Genomic DNA, 17,288 nt, shown 5'->3' on the forward strand with positions numbered 1-17,288 from the left:
CCCCTCCAGACGATATTTATTCCGTACCGATGCCTGACCTGAACCGAGCCGCCTGGCGCCGGTGCCGCCCGCCTTTGCCGCTGGCGGTGCTGTCGCTTGCACTGCTGCATGCGCAAGTCGCGCGGGCGCAGGACGCGGAACTGGACGCACCGCTCGTGCTCAAGCGCACGCCGCAGCTGACCGAAGTCATCACCCCGGCACAACGCGGCCAGTTGCCGAGCTTCGTCGACGGCGATCGCATATCGGGCAGGCCCGACCTGGAGACGGTGGTCGAAGGCAACGCCACGCTGCGTCGCGGCGACACCTTCATTCGCGCGGACCGGCTGGAGTACTACCAGCCAGAAGATCGGGCCAGGGCGACCGGCAACGTCCACGTGAACCAGGCCGGCAACGTCTATGAAGGACCCGAACTCGAACTCAAGCTCGAAACTTTCGAAGGTTTTTTCAACAAGGTGCGCTACTCGTTTCTCGCCAACGGCGGACGGGGCGACGCAGAGCGCATCGACTTCATCGACAGCAATGTCTCGGTGGCCCGCATTGCGACCTACACCACCTGCCGCCCGGAAGACTATCCGGGCTGGATGCCGGCCTGGCTCCTGAAGGCCAAGACCATTACCACCGATACGGAAGAAAACATCGGGGTGGCGACCAGCGCCCAGATCAGCTTCATGGGTGTCACCACACCGCCGTTCCCTTCCGTCAGCTTTCCGTTGAGCAACGATCGCAAGTCGGGCATGTTGCCGCCCGTGATCGGCATCGACAGCGTGAACGGGGTCGAGGTGACGACGCCGTACTACTGGAACATCGCACCGAATCGCGACGCGACGTTCTATCCGACCGTCATGAGCAAACGCGGCATCAACCTCGGCAACGAGTTCCGCTATCTTGAAAGCACGTACCAGGGCGAGATCCGGGCCGACTACATGCCTGACGACCGTCTTCGCGATCGCGACCGCTGGGGCGTCTGGACGCAACACAGCCAGACCTTCGACCCCAAGCCCCTGGGCCTCGACTATTTCACCGGCTCGCTCAGCATCAATCGCGTGAGCGACAACGACTACTGGCGCGACTTCACGCGCACGCCGTCCCTCACGCAACGATTGCTGGCGAACGACGGCGCGCTCCGCTGGGGCGTGGGCGACTGGAGCGGCATGGCGCGCGCGCTGAGCTACCAGACGCTGCAATATGCGCCGTCGCCGATCATTCCGCCCTACGACCGGATGCCGCAGATCACGGCCAACTACAACAAATACGACTGGAACGGTTTCGACTTTTCGTTCAACAATGACTACACGCGCTTTCGTGGGGATCCGATCCTGCAGGGGCAGCCGGACGGGGAGCGTGCCTTCACGCAACTGAGCCTGAGTCGGCCGTTTCTCACGCCAGGCACCTTCGTCATTCCGAAGGTGATGGTGAACGCCCGCGCCTATCAGTTCGACGCGCCGATCAACGGCATCACCTCGGCCAACGTGACCGTGCCGACCTTCAGCCTCGACAGCGGCATGATCTTCGAGCGTGACGCCAGTTACTTCGGACGCGCATTCCGCCAGACGCTCGAGCCGCGTGCGTTCTATGTCTACACGCCCTTCCGCAACCAGAACGAATTGCCGAACTACGATTCGGCGGCCAACGACTTCAATTTCGCGACGGTTTACACGGAGAACGCGTTCTCCGGCAACGACCGCATTTCCGACAGCAATTTGCTCACGCTGGGCGTGACCTCGCGGTTGATCGATCCCGATACGGGCGCCGAGGCAGCCCGCTTCGGCATCGCGCAACGCCTGCGTTTTGCGGATGAACTCGTCACGCTGCCGGGCGGCATTCCTGTGACAGATCGTTTCAGCGACCTTTTGCTGGGCGCACAGATCAACTGGACCCCGAAGTGGACCTTCGACGGCACCGTCCAGTACAACCCCGATGATCACAATTCCGCACGCACCGCACTGAGTGCTCGCTATAGTCCAGGGCCCTATCGCACGATCAGCGCAGCCTATCGTTACCAGCAGACCACCTACGCGGCTGCCGCCGACGGCACCAGGGTCTCGAACAACGACGGTAGCCAATCGATCGATATCGGCTGGCAGTGGCCCATCAACGATCTATGGGGCGACAAGGGCAAGGACCTGGGAGCCGGACGTGGTCAAGGGGGCGGTCGCTGGTACGCTGTAGGCCGTCTGAATTACAGTCTGCTGGACAGCAAGCTGACCGACGGCGTGCTGGGCTTCGAATACGACGGTTGCTGCTGGATCGGTCGCGTGGTGGTGGAACGCATCACCACCGGGCAAGTCACAGCCAGCACGCGAATCATGTTCCAGCTTGAACTGGTCGGCTTCGCGAGCGTCGGAACGAGCCCGCTTCGCACATTGACGCAAAACATCCAGCGCTACACGCCTCTGCGCCAACCTGGCGCCGCGCCGAGCCGCTACACAAATTACGACTGAGATAGGGCTTCGCCATGAAACACATTCGCTCGATCCTTACGCTGGCTTGCCTTGCCACCCTGACTGCCGCCTCCGGCGCACAGGGCATCACAGACATCATGCGTTCCGGCCCACGCGTCGCGCCGCCTGTCCCGGCTGAACCACGGCCAGCGCAGAGCATTCAGCGCTCGGCCGAATACATCGTTGCGCTGGTCAACTCGGAACCCGTTACCAACACCGAGGTACAGGCACGCGTGCAACGCATCTTGAGGGAGAACCCCGAAGCCGAACGCATGCCGCGGCCGGAACTCACCCGCCTCGTGCTCGAACGGCTCATCAACGAGCATGCCCAATTGCAGATGGCGCAGGAAAACGGCATCAAGGTCGATGACCTTGCAATCGACCAGGCCGAACAGGCGGTGGCCCGGCAGAACCAGATCAGCCTGGTCGAATTGCGCCGTCGCGTCGCCGCTGAAGGCCTCTCGCAGGAGCAGTTCCGGCGCGAACTGCGCGACCAACTCATGCTGACTCGCTTGCGCGATCGCGAGATCGAGGCCAAGGTCAAGATCAGCGACGTAGAGGTCGACCAGTTCATTCGCGAGCAGCGTGCCGGCGGCAATGCGGCGATCGCACCGAACATCAACATTGCGCAGTTGCTCGTCGCCGTGCCCGAGAACGCGAGCGATGCGGACGTGGCAAAGCTGCAGCAGCGCGCCCAGAGCCTGGCCCAGCGTGCCCGTGCCGGCGAGGACTTCGCCAAACTCGTTCAAGAGAACTCCGATGCGGATCGCAATGGCGGCGGCGCGCTTGGAGTGCGCAGCGCCGAGCGCTACCCGCCGCTCTTCGTCGAAGCCACACAATCGACCCCGGTCAACGGGATTGCGGGACCGATCCGGTCGGGCGCGGGCTTCCATGTGCTCAAGCTGCTTTCCAAGTCGCAGCCCGGCGCGACCGACGCCCTCGTGACGCAAACGCATGTGCGCCACATCCTCCTGCGCAACGACCCCAAGCGCACCACTGCGCAATCGGTTGCGCAGCTTGCGGAGTTCAAGGATCGCGTGAAGAAAGGCTCGGCGGACTTCGCGAGCCTGGCGCGAGACAACTCGGAAGATGGAAGCGCCAAGGACGGCGGCGACCTCGGTTGGGCGCGCCCTGGCCAGTTCGTGCCCGAGTTCGAGGACGCCATGAACGGCCTTGCACCCGGGCAGATCAGTGATCCGGTGGTGTCGCGCTTCGGCGTCCACCTGATCCTGGTGGAAGGCCGTCGCGAGGCCAAGCTCACCCAGACCGAGCAACGCGAAGCTGCGCGCACGGTGCTGCGCGAGAAGAAGATTCAACAGGCCACCGAGACCTGGGCCCAGGAAGTTCGCACGCGGGCTTACGTCGAATACCGCGAGCCGCCCCAATCCTGATGGGCCATCCAGAGGCCTGGCGCTTTTCCTCGTGAGCCGCGCCCATATCCCCCGCAAGCGCTTCGGACAGCACTTCCTCGCTGACGCCGGCATCATCGATGCCATCGTTCGCGAGATCGCCCCGAAACCTGGCGACCCCATGGTCGAGATCGGCCCTGGCCTCGCCGCACTCACGCAACCGCTTGTCGAGCGCCTGGGCCGCTTGACGGTAATCGAGCTCGACCGGGATCTGGCACAGCGTTTGCGCGGCCATGGTCAATTGAACGTGGTCGAATCCGATGTCCTCAAGGTGGACTTCGGCGCCCTTGCGGCCAGGTTGGTCGTGCCGCCCTCCACGGCCTTGCGCGTGGTCGGCAACCTGCCCTACAACATCTCGACGCCCATCCTCTTTCATCTGCTCGGCTTCGCGCATCTGATTGCCGACCAGCACTTCATGCTGCAGAAGGAAGTGATCGATCGCATGGTCGCCCGACCGGCGACCTCGGACTACGGACGCCTGAGCGTCATGCTGCAGTGGCGCTATGCGATGGAAAACATCCTTTTCGTGCCACCCGAGAGCTTCGATCCTCCGCCGCGCGTCGACAGCGCCGTGGTGCGCATGGTGCCCTTCGCAGAGCCGCCGGAGGTTGACGCCGAACGGCTCGGCGAAATTGTCCAGATCGCTTTCAGTCAGCGCCGCAAACTACTGCGCCACAGCTTGGGCAAGTGGCTGGATCAAAAGGCCTTCACCGGCACCTTCGACACCCAACGCCGCGCCGAAGAGGTCCCGGTCCACGAATACATAACCCTGGCCCAACAGTTCCCGAAATAAGAAAAGCCCGTCAGTGACGGGCTTTTGTTCGTGAAACACCGCGGAACCGGCTCAGCCGGGCCGCTGGTGTTGCCCCCGGTAGGGGGTTGGCGGCCACACGAAGTGGGCAAGCCTGGGGGCGAGCAACATTTAAGCGGCGGCGAGCCAGTATCCCGCGTTAAACGGGCTGCTCATGCGCAGCGCCAACGGAGACACGTCGACCAGTTTGTCGGTCGGCATCTTTTCTGCCGACGGATCGGGATTCTCGACTTCGATATGGGCGGCCGGTGCGGCGCCGTTTTGAGCCTCGTTAGCCCGTTCTGCTTGGCTGGTTTGTGCAGAACGGGCTACAGAAAAGAATAGAAGCACCGGAAGGGAATCTTCCGATCCCCCCAGTAGTCGGCGGCGTCGCGGAAGATGTCGAGCAACTGCTCGCGCGCTTCCTTGTCGAACTTCGCGTTGGCCGGGATCTGCTCGAGGACGATGACGAAACCGGGTTGCGGGCCCGATTTGTGCAGCGGATCGGTCATGCAGTCGTACAGCGCATCGAAGTTCTTACCGAAATGCTGCGGAAACATGAACTGCTGAGCGATCAGATCCAGCACGTCCTGCTTGGTCTGGGCGTTGCCAAGGTTGGCATACAGAAAGTGCTGACCGGCCGCATGTGCTGCCTCTTGCAGGTCATTCACGCGAAATGCGCGAATCGACTGCACGATGTTCGGTCGCACGCCACGAAGGGATAGGGTCATCTCCGCTGGTCTTTCCATGGTTGTAGTCATCATTTCGTCAGGACGCTCTTCTGCGCCTCTCCAATTCAATTCATCGCTCAAGGTACGATCCGTCGAAAGCTCTCGTAATGATCTGCCGTGTACCAGCAGGCCGATGGTGTCGTGCGCTCGCCACCGCAGACGATGCGTCGTGCACCACGATCGCGCGAACCGGGCGTATCGACCGTGTACTCTCGGTAGTGGCCTCGGCGCTCCTGCGGCAACAGGCGTTCGCGATTGCCGAACACCACACCGTCTTTTTCGTGCCGGAAAGGGCCACCGTTCAAAATGGCCTCATAAGTACGCTGGCCTTGCACCGGCAATTCGGCCAGCGCGATCGATTCCCGTGCCGGCTGACCGGCTTCGGTGCCAAACCATTCGCGTGCCTGTACTCCAGTGGCGAGGGCTACCAGCAAAATGCTAGTGAGCGCAAACTTGGAAACAGGGGACGTGATCGAGGCGTAAGCCGCCATGGGGCACCAGAAGAAAAAGAGCGAGGGCCGAATTGGGGGGCCAACCCGTTGGGGTTAACCCGCAAATTCAAGCCCGCAAGTGTGCACCAGAGGCACGCAAATAGCAAGCACCTGCCCAATCTTTGAGCAGGTACAAGGGTTTGCAACAGACTCCGAAGTTAGCGACCGCTGTCGCTTTCAGACCTATCGCTCGGCGTTTGCGTCGGCCACCGTGAGCGCTGTCATATTCACGATGCGGCGAACAGTCGCGCTTGCCGTGAGAATATGCACAGGTTTGGCTGCGCCGAGGAGGACCGGGCCAATGGCGATATTGCCGCCGGCCGCGGTTTTGAGTAGGTTGTACGAAATGTTGGCCGAATCGATGTTCGGAAACACGAGCAAATTGGCGTCGCCAGCCAGGGCGCTGTGCGGCATCACCGCGGCGCGTTGCTTTCCGTCCAATGCAACGTCGCCGTGCATTTCGCCGTCGACTTCGAGCCAGGGTGCCTGCGTGCGGAGCAATTCGAGCGTCTGACGCATCTTGATGGCGCTCGGCTGGTTGCTGCTGCCGAAATTCGAATGCGACAAAAGCGCTGCCTTGGGCTTCAGCCCAAAGCGCATCATTTCTTCCGCCGCCATGGTCGTGATTTCTGCCAATTCCGCAGGCGTCGGGTCGTAGTTGACGTGCGTGTCGACCAGGAACACCTGCCGGTCGGGCAAGAGAAGGCCGTTCATGCAGGCGTAAATGGGCACGTTCTGCGATGGCCCGGCGGACCCACCCGCACGCTTGCCAATGACTTGGTCGATGTAGTGCAGATGAATCGTCGTGGTGCCCCAGGTACCGCAGATCATTCCGTCGACGTCGCCCTTGTGGAGCAACATCGCGCCGATCAGCGTCAGGCGGCGGCGCATCTCGATCTTTGCGGTCTGCACAGTCGTGCCCTTGCGTTCGGTCATGCGGTGGTAGGTCTGCCAGAAGTCGCGGTAGCGATGGTCCTGCTCGACGTTCACGATGTCGTAGTCAAGGTCCTGCTTCAGACGGAGACCGAACTTCTCGATGCGTTGCGCAATGATTGCCGGGCGACCGATCAACGTGGGCCGCGCGATGCCTTCGTCAACGACGATCTGCGCAGCGCGCAGCACGCGTTCTTCCTCGCCTTCGCAGAAAGCGACGCGCTTCTTCTGCGCGCGCTTGGCGGCGTCGAAGAGGGGCTTCATCAACGTACCCGAGGCGTAGACGAAGGTCTGCAGCTTGTCGCGGTAGGCGTCGAGGTCGGCAATCGGGCGCAGCGCCACCCCACTTTCGGCTGCGGCCTTGGCGACGGCGGGCGCGATCTTCATCATGAGCCGCGGATCGAAAGGCTTGGGGATCAGGTACTCGGGCCCGAAGCTGAGCTTCTCGCCAGCGTAAGCCGCCGCCACGCGCTCGCTCTGCTCGGCCTGGGCGAGTTCTGCAATGGCGTGCACTGCAGCGACCTCCATCTCATCGGTGATCGTAGTAGCTCCGCAGTCCAGCGCGCCGCGGAAGATGTACGGAAAGCACAGGACGTTGTTGACCTGATTCGGGTAGTCGGTACGGCCGGTCGCCATCACCACATCGTCGCGCACGGCGTGCGCGTCTTCCGGCGTGATTTCGGGATTCGGATTGGCCAGCGCGAAGATCACGGGCTTCGCTGCCATCTTCGCCACCATCGCAGGCTTGAGCACACCACCAGCCGACAGGCCGAGGAACACGTCGGCGCCTTCAATGACTTCGGCCAGGCTGCGCGCCTGCGTCTTCTGCATGTACTGCCGCTTGTCGTCGTCCATCAACTCGGTGCGTCCTTCGTAGACGACGCCCGCGAGGTCGGTCACGTAGACGTTCTCGCGCTTCAGTCCGACCTTCAGGAGCAGATTCAGACAGGCCAAGGCCGCAGCGCCGGCACCGGAGGTCACGAGCTTGACCTGCGAGATGTCCTTGCCGACCACCTTGAGGCCATTGAGCATCGCCGCGGCCACGGTGATGGCGGTGCCGTGCTGGTCGTCGTGGAAGACCGGAATCTTCATGCGCTTGCGCAGTTCACGCTCGACGTAGAAGCAATCCGGCGCCTTGATGTCCTCGAGGTTGATGGCGCCAAAAGTGGGCTCGAGTGCCGCGATCACTTCGACAAGTTTCGCGGGGTCCTTCTCATCGATCTCGATGTCGAAGACATCGACGCCGGCGAACTTCTTGAACAGGACGCCCTTGCCTTCCATCACTGGCTTGGAAGCCAGCGGCCCGATATCACCGAGGCCGAGAACCGCCGTGCCGTTGGAGATGACCGCTACGAGATTGCCGCGCGCCGTGTATTTGAAGGCATTGACAGGGTCCTTGACGATTTCCTCACAGGGCGCCGCGACGCCGGGCGAATAGGCCAGCGCCAGGTCGCGCTGATTGATCATCTGCTTGGTCGCAGCAATCGAGATCTTTCCGGGAACGGGATGCTCGTGGTACTCGAGGGCAGCGCGGCGCAGCTCGGCACGTTTGTCCTCGGGTGTGGGGATCGATGAAGTCGAATCGGACATTGGGCCATGCCTCCAGTGACGCTTCTTGCAAAAGGGCGCCGATTGTAGACCTCGACTTTCACGCGGCGCCGCCGCGCCGCGCGGAACCCGCGACTTGGGTGCGAGGCGTAACGGGCGGCTGTTCCTACTTCTTCTACTTATTCTTCCTATTTAGATTAGTAGTAGTAGTAAGGGCCGCCCTTCGCTGTGGACAGGGGCATTTTCTTGTTGCGCGACAAGGGCTTGCTGAAGCCGAGGCACTGTGGGCAGCCGCGCTTCGGTGCTGTCACGGCGAAGCGAACAACTTTGACAAACACGTCTCGCCTGTGGATAAGTGTCGGGTTGTGCCGGAACTGTCCCCAGGGTTGTCCTTTGAACGCTGTGGCAATATGCCCGTCACGGCAAAACCCCTGCAAAGCGAGGAGCGACCATGGCCCTGATGGATTTCATCAAGAAGCAGTTCATCGACATCATTCAATGGACCGAGACCGGCGACGGAACGCTGGCCTGGCGCTTTCCGATGGCGGACATGGAAATCCAGAACGGTGGATCGCTCACCGTGCGCGAATCGCAGATTGCGGTTTTCGTGAACGAGGGTCAGGTGGCTGACGTGTTCGGGCCGGGCATGTACAAGCTCACCACCCAGACGCTGCCAGTTCTCACCTACCTCAAGAACTGGGACAAGCTCTTCGAGTCGCCCTTCAAGAGCGACGTCTACTTCTTCAGCACACGTCAACAGGTCGACCAGAAGTGGGGCACGCCGCAGCCCATCACCGTGCGCGACAAGGACTTCGGTGCAGTGCGCCTGCGCGCTTTCGGCAACTACAGCTTCCGAATCAGCGATGCCAAGCTGTTCCACACCGAGATCTCGGGCACGCGCGACGTCTACACGGTGGCCGACCTCGACGGACAACTGCGGGGCCTTGTGCTGCAGAACATCAGCAACGCGATCGCTTCGAGCGGCGTCCCTTTCCTCGATCTCGCAGCCAATCAGATCGGATTTGCGCAGGCGCTCGCGACGCAGCTGGTGCCCGAGTTCGCCAAGATCGGCGTCAGGCTCGAGACCATCACGGTCCAGAACGTCTCGTTGCCTGAAGAGCTTCAGAAGATCCTCGACCAGAAGATCGGCATGGGCATGGTCGGCAACGACATGGGCAAGTTCATGCAGTACCAGACCGCGCAGGCAATTCCGAAGTTTGCCGAAGGCGCCGGTAGCGGCGGCGGCGGGATCGCGGGTGATGCGATGGGTTTGGGCGCCGGTGTCGCCCTGGGCCAGGTGCTCGCGCAGAACCTTGCGCAGGGGCTGGGCCAGGGAAATGCTGCGGCCGCCGTCGCGGCGGGACAGCAGCAGCAACCGGTCGTCGCCGTGGTCAATCCGGCCGACGTGATGACGACGCTCGAGAAGCTCGGCGAACTCAAGAGCAAGGGAATCCTCACGCAGGAAGAATTCGACGCCAAGAAGGCAGAGCTTCTGAAGAAGCTCGTCTGATCCGCTCGCGTTGGCCACCGCCTCCCCCCAGCAGCGCTATTACCGCGCGCCCTGCCCGGGCTGCGGCGCGCCGGTCGAATTCCGATCGGCACAGTCGACGCACGCCGTGTGCCCCTACTGCCACAGCACTGTGGTGCGGCAGGGGGAAACACTCGCGCGCATCGGCAAGATGGCGGAGCTGTTCGACGATTTCAGCCCGCTGCAACTGTTCGCGGCTGGCCGCTACCAGGAGCGGCCCTTCACACTCGTTGGCAGGCTGCAGTACGGCTACGAAGGTGCGCGCTGGACCGAGTGGATTGCCGCGCTGGAGGGCGACCGCACCGGCATCCTGAGCGAGGACAACGGCGCCTACGTCTTCACGCTGCCGTTCGAACTGCAGCGCCCTGCCCCACCCGCAGTCGATCTTCGTGTCGGTGCGACCACCGCATTCAACGGCCAGAGCTATACGGTCGCCTCGAATGAACAGGTCGCACTGGTGTCTGCGCAGGGTGAATTGCCGCGGCTGCCAGAGCTCGGTCGACGGTTTCCGGTCGTTGAACTGCGCAACGATCAGGGGCAGGTCCTCAGCCTCGACTACGACACGGACCCGCCAGGCGCATACCTCGGCTGTGCGGTGCGCCTCGAAGACCTTCAGCTGACGGGTCTGCGCGACGAGTCGGCGAAGGAGGAGAAGGGGCGCAGCTTCAACTGTCCGAACTGCGGTTCGCCGGTGACGGTCAATCTGGCCGACAGCAAGAGCGTCACTTGCTCCTCCTGCAACAGCATCATCGATCTCTCGCAAGGCATTGGCGGCGAACTGCGGCATGCAACGCAGGATGAACCCATCCAGCCGCTGATTCCGCTGGGCACTGTCGGACAAATGCAGGGCGTCGACTGGCAGGTGGTCGGCTTCCAGCACCGCATGGGCGTCGCGCCCGGCGACGACGAGCATTTCGGCTGGAGCGAATACCTGCTGTTCAACAAGAAGCGCGGCTTCAGCTTCCTCGTCGACGCGGAGGACGGTTGGAGCATGGTGAAGCCGACGACCGGCGCGCCGACCATGGCCGAGAACGGGTCGAAGGCCACCTATCTGGGCAAGGTCTACCAGCAGCAATACGCCTACAACGCGGAGACGAGCTACGTTGCCGGCGAGTTCTACTGGCAGGTGCAGCGCGGGCAGAAGACCTTCAATCGCGATTTCGCCGCAGGGACTTCGCTGCTGTCGATGGAGCGTTCCGCGAACGAGTTGACCTGGTCGTCCGGCAGCAAGATCGACAGCGCCACGGTGGCGGCTGCTTTCAAGCTCGGCGGCCGGCAGGATATGTTCAAGCGCAATGATGCGTCGCCGGTGAGCGCGGCATCGGGCCTGGGATGCGGCACCATCATCCTGATCATCGTGGTGATCATCATCCTGCTGATCATCCTGAGCACATGCAGCAGTTCGAGCGGCTCGGGCGGCATGCGCAGCGCAGGCGGCTCGTACGGCGGCTATTCCAGTGGCGGCGGCCACAAGTAATGATTTTTCTCCGGAGGTCCTCTCATGACACTTGAATGGTTGAAGCCCGACGTCATCCTCGGATCGCTCGTCTATGCGGTGATCGGCGTGATGATCTTCTGGTTTTTCTTTCTGCTGATCGACAAGATCACGCCTTACGACCTGTGGCTGGAGATCGTCGAGAAGCAGAACGTGGCGCTGGCTCTCGTGGTCGCGGCGATGAGTCTCGGGATCTGCATCATCGTCGCAGCGGCTATCCATTGAGCGTCAGCGAAGTCGCCGTGTCGGCGCATACGGCCGCGAAGAGCGGCCCGCAGCCTGTCGAAATCGCGCTGCTGGGCAGCGTGTTCGTGGTCGCCGCTTGCGGGCTGGTCTACGAACTCAGCGCGGCGGCGCTGAGCTCCTACCTGCTCGGCGACTCGGTGCTGCAGTTCAGCACCGTCATCGGCACCTACCTCTTCGCGATGGGTGTCGGCTCCTGGCTCTCGCGCTATTTCGACCGGCAGCTGCCGGCCCACTTCCTGCGCATCGAGTTGCTGGTGGCATTGGTCGGCGGCACGCTGCCTGCAGTTCTCTTCGTCGCCAACGCGTACGTACCGGGCGCCTTTCGCTTGTTGCTGTATGGCCTGGTGCTGGCAGTTGGCGTGCTCGTCGGCCTCGAGATTCCGCTGGTCATGCGCATCCTGCGGCGCAACATCGTGCTCAAGGAACTGGTCTCGCAGGTGCTGACCTTCGACTACCTCGGCGCGCTCGCGGTGTCGATCGCGTTTCCGCTTTTGCTCGTGCCGCAGCTCGGCATGATCCGCACGGGCCTCTTGTTCGGGCTCATGAACGCCGCCGTTGCGGTGTGGGCGCTTTGGATGTTTCGGCACGAGCTGCGTCGGGGCGGAGCGCACGCGGTGGCCTGCGGGCTGGTGCTCCTGGCGCTCGTGGCCGCGTTCGTGTTCGCGGAGCGCATCACGACATTGGCGGAGGACAAGTTCTATCAGGACCGGGTCGTGTTCAGCGCAACATCACCCTACCAGCACATCGTGGTCACGCGTGGGGCGTCGGGGCACCGCCTCTTTCTCAACGGCAACCTCCAGTTCGCCGAGCGCGACGAGTACCGCTATCACGAAGCATTGGTTCACCCGGTGATGGCCGCGCACGGTGCGCCGAAGAAGGTCGCCGTGCTCGGCGGGGGCGACGGCATGGCGGTACGCGAGATCCTCAAATACCCTTCGGTCGAAAGCGTGACGCTGGTCGAACTCGATCCAAACATGACGCGTCTCTTCACCGAACACGAGACTCTCGCGGCCCTGAACGGCGGAGCACTGAAATCCCCGAAGGTGCACATCGTCAACACCGACGCCTTTCAATGGCTTCAGCAGCCGGGTGACATATTCGACGTGATCGTGGTCGACTTTCCCGACCCGACCAACTTCGCCATCGGCAAGCTCTACACCAGCTCGTTCTATGCATTGCTCGACAAGCGCCTGTCCGCCAGCGGCTATGCGGTGATACAGACCACTTCGCCACTGATCGCACGCAAGAGTTTCTGGACGGTGGCCACGACCATCGAAGCCGTCGGACTGCATGCCACGCCGTATCACGCACACGTGCCCAGCTTCGGCGAATGGGGCTACATCATCGCCAGCCGGCGGCCGTATCGCTTGCCGGATTCCTTGCCAACGGGTCTGCGCTTTCTTTCGACGGAAACCTTGCCGCTGCTGTTCGACTTTCCGCTCGACATGGCGCGCGTGCCGACCGAAGTGAATCATCTGTCGAACCAGGTCCTGGTCACGACCTACGAGCAGGAATGGGGCAAGCGATGACTTGCGGCAGGCCCGGATCGGACGCCGGATGAGGCGCCGTCGGTTCCTCGGCGTGGCTGCAGGCGCGGCCATGCTCGCGGGCTGCAACGCGTCGCACGACATCCAGGGCGGCTTTACCGGCATCGACGTCGCGCGAGGACACGCACTGCGCGACGGCGCATGGGGCGGCGGCGGAGCGCCGGAGCTTGCGCGGCGCACGCGTGTCGTGATTGCGGGCGGTGGGATTGCAGGTCTCGCTGCGGCGCGGGCGCTGCGCCTTGCGGGCGTCGACGACTTCGCGCTGCTCGAACTCGAAGACACGGCGGGCGGCAACAGCCGCGGCGGTGCGGTCAACGGGATCGCATGCCCGCTCGGCGCGCACTATCTGCCGGTTCCCGGCGACGACGCGCACGAAGTCCAGGACCTGCTTGAAGAACTGGGCCTGCGTCAGCGCGTGGCGGGTCGCTGGGCGTACGACGAGCGATACCTGTGCCACAGCCCTCAGGAACGCCTCTTCTTTCACGGCGCATGGCAGGACGGGTTGTTGCCCACGGAGGGCGTTGGCGAGACCACCCTTGTGCAGTACCGCCGCTTTTCTCAGCGCATCGAGGCGCTACGCCGCGAAACCCGGTTCGTGATCCCCACGCTGAGGGCTGAAACCGCGCCGCCGCTGCTTGCGCTGGATGCGCAGCCTTTCCAGACCTGGCTCGACCGTGAAGGCTTCACCGACCCCCATCTTCGGTGGTATCTCGACTACTGCTGTCGCGACGACTACGGCGCGGGCATGGCCTTCGTGTCAGCGTGGGCTGGAATCCACTATTTCGCCAGCCGCCACGGCTTTCATGCGCCGGGCGACGACAACGCGGAACGCGATGCGGTGCTGACCTGGCCCGAGGGCAACGGCTGGCTCACGCGCCGGCTCGCCCAGCCACTGGGTGAGCGGCTGAAGACAGGGCATGCCGTGACGCGCATCGCGGAGGGCCGCGGCGGCGTGGAGGTGGACGCCTTCGATGTCGTCACTCGATCACGCGTGCGCTGGCACGCCGAGCGGTGCATCGTCGCGCTGCCTGCGTTCATTGCCGTGCGCGTTGTTGAAAACCCGCCCGAACTGCTGCGCCGAGCTGCGTCATCGCTGAGTTACGCGCCCTGGCTCGTCGCCAATGTGCATGTGCGCGAGCCGCTGGCCGATCGACCCGGCGCGGCGCCGAGTTGGGACAACGTGGTCTTCGGAACGCGCGGGCTCGGCTACGTGGACGCTCGCCACCAGACACTGGATCCGACGCCGCGCGCCACGGTACTGAGCTGGTACCGGCCGCTCGGGCCGAGCGGTTTCGACGGACCCGATGGCCGGCGCCTGCTGCTCGATCGACCCTGGTCCGGCTGGCGCGACGACCTGCTCGCCGAACTGTCGGTGCCGCATCCCGATCTTGCTGGCGTCGCGACGCGCATCGACATCACGCGGTATGGCCACGCGATGGCCGCCCCCACGCCCGGCCTGCTGGGGCGACTGGGTTCGGACGGCCGCGTCGTCGCGGGACGCCTGGCCTTTGCGCACAGCGACTGGTCGGGCTATTCGATCTTCGAGGAAGCCTTCACGCGCGGTCATCTCGCGGCTGCCGCGGCGTGAGCCTTCACCGCCGCCTCAACCGCGCATCAGCGCTTCGATCTCGTCGCCCTTGACCGGCACGCCGCGCGAGATGAGCTCGCAACCGGTCTCCGTGACGATTGCGTCGTCCTCGATGCGGATGCCGATGTTGTGGAACTGCTCGGGCACGCCCTCGGCGGGGCGTACGTAGATGCCGGGCTCGATCGTCAGCACCATGCCCGGATGCAGGATGCGGCTCGGCCGGTTCTTGATGATCTCGTTGGAGAGCGGATCCCGGCGCTCGCTCACCTCGCCGACCTGCGTGGGTTCGACGTAGCTGCCGCAATCGTGGACGTCCATGCCCAGCCAGTGCCCGGTGCGGTGCATGTAGAAGGGGAAGTAGGCACGCTTTTCGATCACATCGTCAACGCTGCCCACCTTGTTGGCATCGAGCAGACCCAGGTCGAGCATGCCCTGCGAAAGTACTTTCACGCTGGCTTCGTGCGGATCGTTGAAGCGCTGGCCTGGGCGGGTCACCGCGACGGCGGCATCCTGGCTCGCCAGGACCAGGTCGTAGAGGGCGCGCTGCGGCCCGGTGAATTTGCCGTTCGCGGGGAAGGTGCGCGTGATGTCGCTCGCGTAGCCGTCGAGTTCGCAGCCCGCGTCGATCAGCACGAGTTCGCCGTCGCGCACCGGCGCGGTGTCGGCGCGGTAGTGAAGAACGCAGGCGTTGGCGCCTGCCGCGACGATCGAGCTGTAGGCCGGGTACTGCGATCCGCCCAGCCGGAATTCGTGCAGCAGTTCCGCGTCGAGGTGGTACTCGCGCACGTCCTTGCCTTCACGGAGCATCCGCGCCGACAGCTGCATCGCGCGGACGTGCGCCCTGGCGCTGATCTGCGCTGCCCGGCGCATCGTGTCCTGCTCGTAGGCGTCCTTGACGAGCCGCATTTCGTCGAGGGGCCCGCAAAGGTCGCGCTGCTCTTCGGGGCACAGCGCGCCGAAGCGCACGCGCGCGCGCACGGCGGAAAGCCAGCCGTCGACCCGCGTCTCCAGTCCCTTGTGCGTCGCGAAGGGATACCAGACCACCGACTTGTTCTCCAGCAGTCGCGGCATCCGGGTGTCGAGTTCGTCGATCGAGTAGGCCTCGTCGACACCCAAGGCTGCCGGCGCCGCGTCGGGGCCCAGCCGGTAGCCGTCCCAGATTTCGCGTTCCAGATCCTTGGGGGCGCAGAACAAGGTCGACCGGCCGTCGCCGCTCAACACCAGCCAGGCGCTCGGCTCGGTGAAGCCGGTCAGGTAATAGAAATAACTGTCGTGGCGGAACAGAAAGTCGCTGTCGCGATTGCGCTGCCGCTCCGGCGCGGTGGGGATGATCGCAATCCCGTCGGCACCCAAATAAGTAGAAAGATGTAAACGGCGGGGAGCTTGATGATTTGCGGTCATAACGTCACCATTCGATACCTTTGTAAGTACGCACCCAGTGCGAAAAAAACATTAAGAAAGGGTTTGAAAGAAGGTTTGCTCCGTAGGACTCTTCCCACGTAAAAAGCTCGACTTGTTATTTTGGAGGTGTTTTTTGTTGAATGTTCTACATAAGAGCGCGATTCTGCTTGCGGTAGGCGCCAGCGTGCTCACCGGTTGTGGTGGCGGCGGTGGTGGTGGAGGCGGCGGGTTTCCCGCGGCCGGCGCTGCGAACGCGGCTGCGGCAGCAGTCACTGCAGGCACATCGGCCAACGCGGCAACACCAGGCAGTACCTCTTCGGGCGCCAGCCCCGGCAGCGGCGGCTTGTCGTCGGGCGGCACGCCGCTCGGCACCACACCGGCTGCAACGACCTTCTGTTCGACCCAAAGTACCGACATCGTCGACGCATCTTCCAACATCGTGGCTGCCCAGTACACGGCCATGGCGGCGCAATTGAGCAAGGACGCCGGCATCGCCTACCGCTACGGTCCTGACGCCACGTCTTGCGGAACCGCCAACACGGGCTCCTCGCTGAGCCAGCGCACGGACACCAAGCTCACCGCGCCGGCGCAGGACGTCCCGTTCTACTGGTCGGTCGGCGGTCCTGTGACGAGCAAGGCCTCGGCGTTTTCGACGAACCAGGCGAACGCGCTCTTTGCGGCGGACGACCCGACGCAGCGTGTCGGCGTGAGTCTGCTTCAGACCTCCGCCTACATGTACAACGTGTTCGCCCAGCTGCCGCAGCTTGCCTGGCAATTGGACCAGTTGACGGGCAAGGGCATCGACACGCCGAACGTCATGAACTACAAGGCCGCCAGCATCACCAGCGGCAACCCGGTGGCCCTCGGCCGTTGCACGGGTGCGGCCGGCTTCTGCGCCGAAGGCGTGGTCGCCTTCCAGAACGGCGTGATCGGTACGGTGAGCAGCACCACTGCAAGCAACAACGCGACGGCCACGCTAGGGCCCAACAAGGTGCCCACGGGCGTTGCGGTGACCAACGGCAACGAGTTCGCGCTGGTGACGGTGTGGGACACCGCGGCGCTGAAGGGCCAGGTTGCCGTGGTGGCACTGGCCGGCCTGTGCGACGGCTGCTCCATCAACAATCCGGCGGGCTGGTACAA

At 63.5% G+C, this 17,288-nt stretch carries 13 protein-coding genes and 1 pseudogene; 9 read left to right on the forward strand and 5 right to left on the reverse strand.

Translation table 11 applies throughout. The annotated features are described in order from the left end of the window. Nucleotides 1–29: 29 nt before the first annotated feature. From AC1DN9_RS20735 to rsmA, 3 genes are read left to right on the forward strand one after another with little or no spacing between them, the layout of a single operon-like run. A complete protein-coding gene (locus AC1DN9_RS20735; RefSeq protein WP_478103355.1) occupies nucleotides 30–2,441 on the forward strand; it encodes an LPS-assembly protein LptD in 2,412 nt (803 codons plus the stop codon). 14 nt (nucleotides 2,442–2,455) lie between these two features. After that, complete coding sequence (locus AC1DN9_RS20740; RefSeq protein WP_478103356.1) at nucleotides 2,456–3,832, forward strand: peptidylprolyl isomerase; 1,377 nt, start codon at nucleotides 2,456–2,458, stop codon at nucleotides 3,830–3,832. Between the two features lie 31 nt (nucleotides 3,833–3,863). Beyond that, nucleotides 3,864–4,643 carry a 16S rRNA (adenine(1518)-N(6)/adenine(1519)-N(6))-dimethyltransferase RsmA gene (rsmA, locus tag AC1DN9_RS20745; protein WP_478103357.1) on the forward strand — a complete coding sequence of 260 codons (780 nt, stop codon included), beginning with the start codon at nucleotides 3,864–3,866 and terminating at the stop codon, nucleotides 4,641–4,643. 129 nt (nucleotides 4,644–4,772) lie between these two features. On the opposite strand, the gene AC1DN9_RS20750 is transcribed toward rsmA, so the two are convergent. The 4 genes from AC1DN9_RS20750 to AC1DN9_RS20765 all read right to left on the reverse strand — a co-directional run bounded on the left by AC1DN9_RS20750 (nucleotide 4,773) and on the right by AC1DN9_RS20765 (nucleotide 8,385). After that, nucleotides 4,773–4,991 (reverse strand): hypothetical protein, encoded by a 219-nt coding sequence (locus AC1DN9_RS20750; protein WP_478103359.1) that lies wholly within the window; start codon nucleotides 4,989–4,991, stop codon nucleotides 4,773–4,775. Continuing rightward, the gene (locus AC1DN9_RS20755; protein ID WP_478103376.1) at nucleotides 4,970–5,401 is read right to left on the reverse strand and encodes a barstar family protein; all 432 of its coding nucleotides are present in this window, start codon (nucleotides 5,399–5,401) and stop codon (nucleotides 4,970–4,972) included. The genes AC1DN9_RS20750 and AC1DN9_RS20755 overlap by 22 nt, the downstream gene beginning before the upstream one ends. Before the next feature lie 47 nt (nucleotides 5,402–5,448). Then, nucleotides 5,449–5,862: a guanyl-specific ribonuclease gene (locus AC1DN9_RS20760; protein WP_478103361.1), complete on the reverse strand. Its 414-nt coding sequence runs from the start codon at nucleotides 5,860–5,862 to the stop codon at nucleotides 5,449–5,451. A 183-nt stretch (nucleotides 5,863–6,045) separates the two neighbouring features. Continuing rightward, entirely contained in the window at nucleotides 6,046–8,385 is a 2,340-nt protein-coding gene (locus tag AC1DN9_RS20765) for an NADP-dependent malic enzyme (RefSeq protein ID WP_478103362.1), read from the reverse strand. A gap of 409 nt (nucleotides 8,386–8,794) precedes the next feature. Here AC1DN9_RS20765 and AC1DN9_RS20770 point away from each other — a divergent pair, with 409 nt between their 5' ends. From AC1DN9_RS20770 to AC1DN9_RS20790, 5 genes are read left to right on the forward strand one after another with little or no spacing between them, the layout of a single operon-like run. Continuing rightward, the gene (locus tag AC1DN9_RS20770) at nucleotides 8,795–9,853 is read left to right on the forward strand and encodes an SPFH domain-containing protein (RefSeq protein ID WP_478103364.1); all 1,059 of its coding nucleotides are present in this window, start codon (nucleotides 8,795–8,797) and stop codon (nucleotides 9,851–9,853) included. Between the two features lie 10 nt (nucleotides 9,854–9,863). Continuing rightward, a complete protein-coding gene (locus AC1DN9_RS20775; RefSeq protein ID WP_478103365.1) occupies nucleotides 9,864–11,348 on the forward strand; it encodes a DUF4178 domain-containing protein in 1,485 nt (494 codons plus the stop codon). A gap of 24 nt (nucleotides 11,349–11,372) precedes the next feature. After that, entirely contained in the window at nucleotides 11,373–11,591 is a 219-nt protein-coding gene (locus AC1DN9_RS20780) for a DUF350 domain-containing protein (protein ID WP_478103366.1), read from the forward strand. A gap of 17 nt (nucleotides 11,592–11,608) precedes the next feature. Further along, nucleotides 11,609–13,141: a polyamine aminopropyltransferase gene (locus AC1DN9_RS20785; RefSeq protein WP_478103377.1), complete on the forward strand. Its 1,533-nt coding sequence runs from the start codon at nucleotides 11,609–11,611 to the stop codon at nucleotides 13,139–13,141. A 28-nt stretch (nucleotides 13,142–13,169) separates the two neighbouring features. After that, the gene (locus AC1DN9_RS20790) at nucleotides 13,170–14,747 is read left to right on the forward strand and encodes an FAD-dependent oxidoreductase (RefSeq protein ID WP_478103368.1); all 1,578 of its coding nucleotides are present in this window, start codon (nucleotides 13,170–13,172) and stop codon (nucleotides 14,745–14,747) included. A gap of 15 nt (nucleotides 14,748–14,762) precedes the next feature. On the opposite strand, the gene AC1DN9_RS20795 is transcribed toward AC1DN9_RS20790, so the two are convergent. Continuing rightward, nucleotides 14,763–16,148, reverse strand: a complete 1,386-nt coding sequence (locus tag AC1DN9_RS20795; RefSeq protein WP_478103369.1) for an aminopeptidase P N-terminal domain-containing protein — start codon at nucleotides 16,146–16,148, stop codon at nucleotides 14,763–14,765. A gap of 136 nt (nucleotides 16,149–16,284) precedes the next feature. Here AC1DN9_RS20795 and AC1DN9_RS20800 point away from each other — a divergent pair. Next, nucleotides 16,285–17,288: pseudogene (locus tag AC1DN9_RS20800) on the forward strand (hypothetical protein); the annotation flags it as partial.

This window comes from Variovorax sp. 05L425 (assembly GCF_056397705.1).

Bases quoted from the DNA above. Each gene is read 5' to 3' on its own strand.
- AC1DN9_RS20735 (WP_478103355.1), top strand. From the start codon at position 30: ATGCCTGACCTGAACCGAGCCGCCTGGCGCCGGTGCCGCCCGCCTTTG.
- AC1DN9_RS20740 (WP_478103356.1), top strand. From the start codon at position 2,456: ATGAAACACATTCGCTCGATCCTTACGCTGGCTTGCCTTGCCACCCTG.
- AC1DN9_RS20755 (WP_478103376.1), bottom strand. From the start codon at position 5,401: ATGACTACAACCATGGAAAGACCAGCGGAGATGACCCTATCCCTTCGT.
- AC1DN9_RS20760 (WP_478103361.1), bottom strand. From the start codon at position 5,862: ATGGCGGCTTACGCCTCGATCACGTCCCCTGTTTCCAAGTTTGCGCTC.
- AC1DN9_RS20765 (WP_478103362.1), bottom strand. From the start codon at position 8,385: ATGTCCGATTCGACTTCATCGATCCCCACACCCGAGGACAAACGTGCC.
- AC1DN9_RS20770 (WP_478103364.1), top strand. From the start codon at position 8,795: ATGGCCCTGATGGATTTCATCAAGAAGCAGTTCATCGACATCATTCAA.
- AC1DN9_RS20780 (WP_478103366.1), top strand. From the start codon at position 11,373: ATGACACTTGAATGGTTGAAGCCCGACGTCATCCTCGGATCGCTCGTC.
- AC1DN9_RS20790 (WP_478103368.1), top strand. From the start codon at position 13,170: ATGAGGCGCCGTCGGTTCCTCGGCGTGGCTGCAGGCGCGGCCATGCTC.
- AC1DN9_RS20795 (WP_478103369.1), bottom strand. From the start codon at position 16,148: ATGACCGCAAATCATCAAGCTCCCCGCCGTTTACATCTTTCTACTTAT.